This is a genomic window from Bacteroides sp. ET336 (assembly GCF_024733815.1).
In the GTDB taxonomy this organism is placed as follows: Bacteria; Bacteroidota; Bacteroidia; order Bacteroidales; family Bacteroidaceae; genus Phocaeicola; species Phocaeicola cellulolyticus.
The window spans coordinates 324413-334424 of record NZ_JANRHK010000002.1; the positions used below are offsets into that span (position 1 = coordinate 324413).

The 10012-nt window shown below is 31.9% G+C and carries 5 protein-coding genes; all 5 read left to right on the forward strand.

Annotation, left to right across the window (positions count from 1 at the left end; all coding sequences use genetic code 11):
• The first annotated feature begins 178 nt into the window (after positions 1-178).
• Positions 179-3703, forward strand: coding sequence for a TonB-dependent receptor (locus tag NW213_RS04250; protein WP_258321936.1), 3525 nt, complete (start codon positions 179-181; stop codon positions 3701-3703).
• Between the two features lie 19 nt (positions 3704-3722).
• The gene (locus NW213_RS04255) at positions 3723-5540 is read left to right on the forward strand and encodes a RagB/SusD family nutrient uptake outer membrane protein (RefSeq protein ID WP_204393090.1); all 1818 of its coding nucleotides are present in this window, start codon (positions 3723-3725) and stop codon (positions 5538-5540) included.
• 93 nt (positions 5541-5633) lie between these two features.
• Positions 5634-7505, forward strand: coding sequence for a heparinase II/III family protein (locus NW213_RS04260; protein ID WP_258321937.1), 1872 nt, complete (start codon positions 5634-5636; stop codon positions 7503-7505).
• 2 nt (positions 7506-7507) lie between these two features.
• Positions 7508-9289, forward strand: coding sequence for a heparinase II/III family protein (locus NW213_RS04265; RefSeq protein ID WP_154043336.1), 1782 nt, complete (start codon positions 7508-7510; stop codon positions 9287-9289).
• 20 nt (positions 9290-9309) lie between these two features.
• Positions 9310-10012 (forward strand): DUF4962 domain-containing protein (locus NW213_RS04270; protein WP_258321938.1); only part of this gene is annotated, 703 nt, incomplete at its 3' end.

Genomic DNA, 10012 nt, shown 5'->3' on the forward strand with positions numbered 1-10012 from the left:
CATCTACCAGTTAATAAATTTGGGTGTCTGTAAAAAATAAAGGAGAATGCGGCCACATCCTCCTCAATAAAATCAGATACCTTATGAAAGACACCATCAATTATAGATTGCAAATCTAGTAATTCTATACCATTCAGAAAAATAAATTATAAAAGTTTAAATCTAAAACCATTTAATTATGAGATATTTCAGTAAGGCTATGTTAGTAGCCTCGGCAGCGCTTTGCCTAAATTTATCTGCATATTCTCAAGATATTTCACTGAAAATCAATAATGTAACAGTGAAAGAGGCAATGGAGCGCGTAAAGAAGGACACAGGATATTCATTTGTATTTTCATCGAAAGATGTAAATACCAGTAAGCGTATATCGGTATCAGTCAGTGATGCATCAATAGAGGAAGTAATTAAACAGATATTAAAGGGACAACAAGGTCTAGACTATGAAATTCAGGGTAAAAAGATTGTTTTAAGGAAAGCACAGCCGGTGGTTAAACAGGTAAAAAGTGAGGATAATAAAGTAATTGGAAAAATAACCGATAATAACGGAGAACCAATTATTGGAGCAACTATATTAGAGAAAGGAACTACCAATGGTACGGTAAGTGATTTTGATGGAAATTTCTCTTTGAATGTATCACGTAATGGGGAACTTGAAATTTCGTATGTTGGTTACCAGACACAAACCATTAAGGCTACTTCTGGTAAGCTTTTATCTGTTAAAATGAAAGAAGATTCAGAATTACTTGAGGAAGTTGTTGTAGTTGGATACGGTGTACAAAAGAAAGTAAATCTTACTGGTGCAGTATCGTCTATAGATTATGCCTCACAAGTAGATAAGCGACCTATTATTAATGTTGGTACATCACTAGCAGGTATGTCTGCTGGCCTTCAGGTTACTCAAGGATCAGGACGACCGGGTGATGATAATGCTACTATTCGTGTACGCGGTAATACGTCATTGAATTCCAACGCTCCTTTGGTTATTGTTGATGGTATGGAATGTGATTTAGGCTCTTTAAATCCTAATGATATAGCTTCTATTTCTGTATTAAAAGATGCAGGATCAACAGCTATTTATGGATCTCGTGCAGCTAATGGTGTAATACTTGTAACAACAAAAAATGGTTCAGAGGAAAAAACTACGGTAAATTATAGCTTTTCAGGTATAGTTCAGAAGGCATATACTAATATTGAAACTGTAAATGATTATTCAAGATATATGTCACTTGTAAATGAGGCTTGTGATAATATAGGAACAAATAGAATATTTTCTGATTATAATATAGAAAAATGGGCTGAAGCAGCGCAAAATCCTTATGGATTAGCGGATAATGGATTACCGAATTATATGGTGTACCCTAACACCAATTGGTTTGATGAATTATTTTCTACTGGATTCTCACAAGAGCATAATTTGTCTATTTCTGGAGGAAGTAAAAAAGTAAGATATTTAGTGTCTGCTGGATATTTAGATAATAGAGGAGTGATTTCTGCTTATGGTGTTAATTCAGGAATTAAAAAAATGAATTTTCGCGCAAATGTTGAGGCTGATCCTTTCAATTGGCTAAAAGTGGGAACACGTATTTTTGGACAATATAAGGATAAAGGAATGGCTAATATTGACAATGCTTTTAAATATTTATATATTACAACTCCTGGAATATTTGTTGGAGAACCTGATAAATGGGGGATGATAGCTAATGAAGCTGAAGAGTCTATTGGTGCCAATAATATTATGCGTTCTATGTATGGTTCTGATGGTTATGATAAGAATTATAATATAAATGGAACATTTTATGGCGCTATAACTCCATTTAAGGGATTGTCAATTGAAGCTAAAGCAAATATGGTAGCTGGTTTTGGTTATAAATCTAGTTATGGTCGTCCTAATGGTGATTGGAACTATAATACAAATGAGGCTCATTCTACTACTTCTTTGGAAAATGCTAAAATTACAAATTCTACTAATAAATCATTAACAGTAAATACTGAACTGTTGGCTAGATATAATACTGATTTTAATAATTCAGATCATGATTTAGGAATTTTGTTTGGATATACAACAACTCATTATGAGTCAAGTAATTTTAATGTGCAGAAACAAGGAGCAACAGATTGGACTCTTAATGAATTGTCAACTTATGAGTTGTTGATAAATTCTGGAAGCGGTTTTGGTGAGTGGGCTTTACGTTCTTATTTTGGTCGTGCTAATTATGTATTTAAGGACCGTTATTTATTTGAGGCAAATTTGAGAATAGATGGTTCTTCTAGGTTTGCAAAAGAAAGCAGATATGGTTATTTCCCATCATTATCTGCTGGTTGGAGAATTTCTGAAGAGAAATTTATGAAAAAGTTTAGTAATTTGTCCAATTTAAAGATTCGTGCTTCGTGGGGACAAATGGGTAATAATGCTTCTGGAAATTATGATTGGCAGGCTCTTTATTCTCCTGTGAATGTTGTAATTGGAGGTAATCCAGTTAAAGGTATAGCACAAACAACGTTGTCGAATTCATTGCTTCAATGGGAAAGAACAACTACTACAAATTTAGGTATAGATTTTGGATTATGGGGAAATAAATTATCTGGATCATTAGATGTTTATAATAAATATACTGATGGTATTTTGTATAAGCCTTCTTTATATTTAACTATGGGTACTATTGGAGCATCTACTCAGAATTTAGCAGAGATAAGAAATAGAGGAATTGAGTTTAGTTTAACATATAATGATAAAATTGGTGAAGATTTTTCTTTCTCTGTTACAACTAATTGGGGTTTCAATAAAAATAAGGTAATGAAATTTAAGGGAAAATTAGAGGAATATTGGACATATGATAAAGATGGTAATAAGGATCAATATTTTACAAATAAAGGTGAAGTAACACAGGGGGGATTTGGTGGTCTTATTTGTGAAGGCCATGAATTAGGAGAGACTTCAATGAGATTTCCGTACAATGGTACAGGTGCAGGATATTCAGGAGAAGGAACTGTTGATCCTAATGCTGGTCCAAAGGATGGAATGATAAGAACTGAAGCTGATATGGAATGGGTTAAAGCAATGATGGATGCTGGTTATAAATTTAATGGCAAGAATTCAGTTGGTAAAGATAAACTATGGTATGGAGATTTAATTTACCAAGATATAAACGGTGATGGTAATTATGGAGATGGAAATGATTTTGCTTTTACTGGTCATTCAAATATTCCTGCTGTAAATGCTGGACTGAATGCTTCATTTGAATGGAAAGGTATAGACTTTTCTATGTTATGGGTTGCTGCATTAGGTTTTCATTTAAATTGGAATAATGTATGGAACAGATCTATAGCTTCACATGGTCAGGCTTTGGCACTTCATGTAGCCGATGATCATTATTTCTATGATCCAGATAAACCAGATGATCCTAGAACGAATATTAATGGTAAATATCCAAGATATACTTTTGGTACGGGTTATGATAATACAATTACAAGTACCTGGTATGAGTATCGTGGAGATTATTTAAAATTGAAAAATATTCAATTGGGTTATTCATTACCTAAAAGGTATATAAATAAAATTCTTTTGAGTAAACTTCGTTTGTTCGTTTCAATGGATAATATTCTTACAATAACAAATTATCCAGGACAAGATCCTGAAGCTGGTGTTGATATTAAATATCCTTTGATGACTCAAGTTACTTTTGGCCTGCAGGCGTCATTTTAATTAAACTAGGAGGTTATATATGAAAAAATATTTATTAATGGCTACAATTTATTGTAGTGTGTTTAGTTCGTGTGTAGATTTGGACTTAAATCCTCATAATCAAATTTCTAGTGGAACGATGTGGACTTCACCTGATTTAGCCCAAAGAGGTATGAATGGTTTGATGGATGAATTCTATTGTAGGGATTTAGGCAATACGCAGCTTGGGCGTCAAGAATCTGGCTTAAATAGACAAGGGATAGAATCTTTGAGCTTTCAAACAGCTTATTATTCAAATAGTAGTCCTTCAACTTTGTTGACTAATGCAACTAAGGGTGCTAATGATTTTCAAATTAAAAGGGAATGGCAGTTCTGCTATACCATAATTCATGCATGTAATGATGCTATAGCAAATCTTCATAAAGCAGGTTTAGACAAGAATACGCTTGAAAGGTATTATTGTGAGGCTCGTTTTTTGAGAGCATGGTCATATCATCGTCTAAATATGTTGTATCAAGGAGTTCCAGTTTATTTAGAGCCTATATCTAATGCAGAGTGTACAAAAGGACAATCTTCAGCAGAAGAGGTGTGGAACTATGTCTTAGATGATCTGAAGTTTTGTATTGAAAATGAGAATTTCCCAGATAATACATTAAAAGAAAATTATGGTCATCCGTCAAAAGGTGCTGCTTATGCTTTAAGAGGAATGGTTTATATGTGGAAAAAAATGTATTCCGAAGCAGTTAAAGACTTTAATAAAGTGAAAGATTGTGGTTATAGTTTATATCAAGGAAAGTATATAGATCTTTTCACGAAAAAAAATGAAAAAAATCCAGAAATGATCTTTACCGTTCAGTTTGATGCTGAGACTGGATTTTGTGATAATATTGTACATATGGTAGGTGCTCGTGATAATTATGATAGTTGGACTGAGATAAAACCTTCTGTTGATTTTGTTGACTATTATCAAAATAGTGATGGTAGTAAATTTAATTGGGAGGAAGTTCCAGGGTTAGAAGATTGGAATAAACTAACAGTAAAACAGAGGGAGGTTTTCTTCTGTAGAAATGGGCTGGAAACTTTGGATCCTAAATGGAAAAAAGCAGTAATAAATAGAATTGGACAGGATGTATATGATAAGTATTATTTGAATGATGGTAATGAAGAGCGTATTAAAAAAGCATATGATAATAGAGATCCACGCTTGAAACAGACTATTGCAACTCCTTATGAACCAATAGATTGTTATAGACCTAACTATAATAATAATAATGTTCAGAAAGGTAAAGAGCTAAGATGGCCTGCTATTTCTCAAGGTGGTGATGGAGGTGATTTGTGGCTTGACAAGAGAACATCTGCTTTTTATATGTATAAAAAGTATAATGAGTTTGAAAAGGGAGCAATAGTAGACAGAGATCATTGTGAAACAGATTGGCCTTTAATTAGATATACTGATGTATTATTACAATTGGCAGAGGCATTAACAGAGTTGAATGATATTGATGGCGCTATAAATTTGGTAAATCAAGTTCGTAGTCGTGCTAATATGCCATCTTTGACTAATGGAGGTTCTGGACCTAATGGAGTTAATGGTAAGGATGATATGCTTGAAAGGATACGTTATGAGAAAAGGGTAGAATTTCCTGTTGAGGCTATTAATTTCTTTGATGAAATAAGATGGGGTACGTTAAAAGAATCAAAATTTCAAGGAAAGAATGAGAATGGAGGTAAATCTTGGTGGGGTGATATCGTTCAAGAACGTTGGTATTATGAGGATTATATGTGGCCTTGGTCCGCTCCTTTGACTGAAATTCAAAAGAATCCAAATCTTACAAGAAGAGAAGGGTGGGCTTATTAAATTTTATAATAAAACAAAGGCTATAAATAATTTATTTGTAGCCTTTGTTTTATTATAGGACTTTTTAATTGTTTTTTTTATAGTAATATGTATATGAAGGTTTTTAATTTTTTTCTTTTTTTCTTTATAATTTTAAGTATGTCATGTAATGATGATACGTTTAATAATAATGGTGATAAACAGGATATAGATACAGTTAAAATAGTCTCACATCCAAGAATATTGTTAAAAGAAGGGGAAGAGAAAAATATAAAGCAATTAATAAATAATTCTGAAGAATTTAATAATGTACATCAATATATATTGAATTCATCAGATAAAATATTAGATTTAGAGCCTGTAGAGAGAGTTTTGGAAGGTAAAAGGCTTTTAGCGGTTTCTAGGGAAGCATTGAGACGTATTTATTTTTTGTCATATACGTATAGGATGACAGAAGATAAAAAATATGCCGAACGTGCAAAAAAAGAGTTATTGTCTGTATGTAATTTTAAAGATTGGAATCCTCAACATTTTTTGGATATTGCGGAAATGATAACTGGAGTTGCAATCGGATATGATTGGTTATATGATTATTTACCAGGTGAAATAAGAAAAAAAATTAGAAACGCTATAATAGAAAAAGGTATATTACCAGCAAGAAATACAAAGAATAGTTGGTTTTATAATTCAGAATCAAATTGGAACCAATTTTGTAATTCTGGATTAATAATAGGTGCCTTGGCTATTTATGAGGATCAACCGCAAATGGCCCAGGAAACAATAAATAAAAGTTTGGAATCTATTAATAATTATGGAATGAAAGTCTTTGAACCAGATGGAGCCTATCCTGAAGGATATACTTATTGGGGTGGTGGAACTGGTTTCCAAGTAACTATGATAGAGGCTCTTCTAACTGCTTTATCTAATGACTATGGAATGTGTAATAATATTAATTTTATGCATTCACCCTATTTTATGTTACTTATGATGACTCCTACAGGATTTTGTTATAATTATGGAGATTCTGGAACGGGGGTTAATTTAGAGTCTGCAATGTTTTGGTTTGCTTCCAAATTAAAAGATGAATCATTATTATTTCATGAATATTCTCATTTGCTGAATCTGGACAAATATTTGAAAAATGATGTAGATAGATTATTGCCAAATGTGTTGATTCTTTCAAAAAATATAGATCTAAATAATATGTCTAGTCCTAAACGTAATTATTGGATTAGTGAAGGGGTTAAACCTATTTATATATATAGGGGTGGATGGAATAGTAAAGATGATGTTTATTTGGGAATTGTAGGCGGTGCTGCAAATGTTTCACATGGACATATGGATGCAGGATCATTTTTATTTGAGAAAAATCAGGTTAGGTGGGCTCATGAATTAGGGCTTCAATCATATTCAACTCTAGAGAGCAAAGGTGTTGATTTGTGGAATTATTCACAAACAGGGCAGCGTTGGGATGTATTTCGTTTAGGGAATAGAGGACATTCTACTTTAATAATAAATGATGACAAGCCAAATGTAAATGGAGCTCCCCAAATAATTCAGACATTCGAGACAGCAGAAGAAAAAGGTGCAAAATTAGATTTGTCTTCTCTTTTCTCAAATAACTTAAATAAAGCTATTAGAAAAATAATTTTAAATCGTAATAACGACTTAATTGTTATTGATAGTGTCTTAACAAATAGCAAGCATGCAAAAATAAGATGGCAAATGGTTTCTCAAACAGATGCTAGGATTGATGGAAACGGTATAGTATTGTTTAAAAATGGTCATGAAATGTCTTTAACAGTTAATATCACTCCTAAAGTAGATTATAAGTTAATGATTTGGGGAAATAATAAAACAGATACTAATGAATTGCATGATTATGATCAAGATAATCCTGGAACTTGTAGAGTTGGATTTGAAATAGATGAAGCTGCAATTAATACAAATTATGAATTTAAAGTTTTATTGGAAACTATTAAATAATTATGTTTAGATTTATTTTTTTATTTATTTTCGTTTGTTTTGTGAATAATTTATTTCCAATAGAAAGTCATCCTAGACTTTTATTGAAAAGAGACGAAGAAAACAGAATAAAGATGATGATAATTGAGCATGAACAGATGAAAACAGTTCATGATTATATAATAAAATATTCTGATAAAACTATTGGCGAGTCTCCTGTTAATAGGATAAAGCAGGGTAAACGTTTGTTGGCTGTTTCTAGAATTGCATTACAACGAATATATTTTCTATCATATTCTTATAGAATGACAAAAAATATAAAGTATGCAGAGCGTGCAAAACAAGAGTTGCTAGCTGTGTGTAATTTTCAGGATTGGAATCCTTCTCATTATTTAGATGTTGGTGAAATGGCAATGGCTGTAGCAATAGGCTATGATTGGCTTTACGATTACTTATCTGAAAATGTTAAAATGAAGTTAAGAAAAGCGATAGTTGAGAAAGCTTTTAATACTGCAGAGATAGGAGGTTTCTATGATAGAACAAATAATTGGAATCAAGTTTGTAATGCAGGTTTGGTTTTAGCTGCTTTAGCTATATATGAAGAAGAAAAAGAAAAGTCAGATTATATAATAGATAAAGCTGTTAAGACTGTTCCTTTGGCTATGGAGAGTTATTCTCCTGATGGAATATATCCGGAAGGATTCTCTTATTGGGGATATGGAACAGGATTTCAAGTTACTATGTTGGCTGCAATGGAGAGTGCTTTAGGGACAGACTTTGGATTGTCTGACAATTATGGTTTCTTGAAGTCACCTTATTTTATGTTATATATGACTGCTCCATCTGGATGGTGTTATAATTTTTGTGATTCTGGTAGAAAAATTGATTTGAATCAGGCTATGTATTGGTTTGCATCAAAAAACAAAGATACATCATTGCTATGGTATGAATGTTATTATTTGAAAAGATTGAATAAATATACTGGCAATGATATAGATCGTTTATTGCCAAATATTTTAATTTTTTCTAAAGATATTGATTTAGCTAATTTAAAAGAACCAAAAGGAAAATTTTTTTCAGGAAAAGGCATTAAACCAGTATTTATATATAGAAGTGGTTGGTCTAATAAAACCGATTCTTATTTAGGTGTGGTTGCAGGTTCACCATCAATACCACATGGACATATGGATTCCGGATCTTTTGTATATGAAAAAAAAGGTGAAAGGTGGGCTATAGATCTTGGACTTCAATCATATTATACATTGGAAAAAGAAGGTGTTGATTTATGGAATAGCTCACAAAATGGTCAACGTTGGGATGTATTCCGTTTGGGAAATACAGGTCATACTACAATCACTATAAATGGTAAAAAACATTTGGTAACAGGCAATCCTGAATTTATTGAAACTTACCAAAAATCAGATTATAAAGGCGCTAAAATAGATATGACATCGTTGTATGGTGATGATGTAAATAATGTCTTACGAAGTGTATATCTTGATAGAAATGATGATTTAAATATTATTGATGAAATTCAAACAAATGACAATAATGCAGAAATAATGTGGACAATGGTTACATCTGCTCAGGCTAAAATAATAAAGGATAATATAATAGAATTATCTAAAAATGGAAAAAAGATGAGATTTCACGTTGAAGCGCCTATAGATATTAATCTGAAAATATGGGATAATAAACCTGTCCATCATTATGATCAGGATAACCCAGGAACTGTAAGAGTTGGTTTTACGGCTGATTTGTCATCAAATGATATATTTAAATTTAAAGTTACTGTAAAAGAATGATTGTTTAACTATTATATGATATGAATATGCTTTTACAAAGATTATTACTGACAATTATTACTATAGTATCATCTGTTAATGTTTTTTCTCAAGATAATATAGCTTCTCATCCGCGTTTACTATTAAAGGCAGATGAAGAAAAAAAAATAGAAAAAATGATTAATGAGGATGTTAATATGGCTTTAGTACATAATGCGATTATAGATTATTGTAATAAGGCTATAAATGAGCCTCCTGTAGAACATGTTTTACAGGGAAAAAGACTGCTGGCTAAATCTAATTTAGCTTTTCAACGTGTTTTTTATCTTTCATATGCTTATAGATTGACAAATAATGAGAGATATTTGAAAAGAGCAGAAAAAGAATTAATAACTGTATGTAAATTCAAAGATTGGAATCCGCAACATTTTTTAGATGTCGCAGATATGTTAATGGCTGTTTCTATAGGTTACGATTGGCTATATGATGCTCTTTCAAAAGAAACTTTGGATTTGATAGAAAAAGCTATTATAGAGAAAGGCTTTACTCATGCCAAAAACGACAGATATAATGGTTTCTATAAAAGGACGAATAACTGGAATCAGGTATGTAATGCTGGTCTGGTAATGGGAGCATTAGCCATTTATGAAAAAAATCCGAAATTGTCACAGAAAATTATAAAATCATCTGTAGAAAGTGTTCCATTGGCTATGGAAGCATATGGTCCTGACGGTGCATATCAGG

Excerpts from the sequence above, each read along its gene's own strand:
- NW213_RS04250 (WP_258321936.1), top strand. The coding sequence starts at position 179 with ATGAGATATTTCAGTAAGGCTATGTTAGTAGCCTCGGCAGCGCTTTGC.
- NW213_RS04255 (WP_204393090.1), top strand. The coding sequence starts at position 3,723 with ATGAAAAAATATTTATTAATGGCTACAATTTATTGTAGTGTGTTTAGT.
- NW213_RS04260 (WP_258321937.1), top strand. The coding sequence starts at position 5,634 with ATGAAGGTTTTTAATTTTTTTCTTTTTTTCTTTATAATTTTAAGTATG.
- NW213_RS04265 (WP_154043336.1), top strand. The coding sequence starts at position 7,508 with ATGTTTAGATTTATTTTTTTATTTATTTTCGTTTGTTTTGTGAATAAT.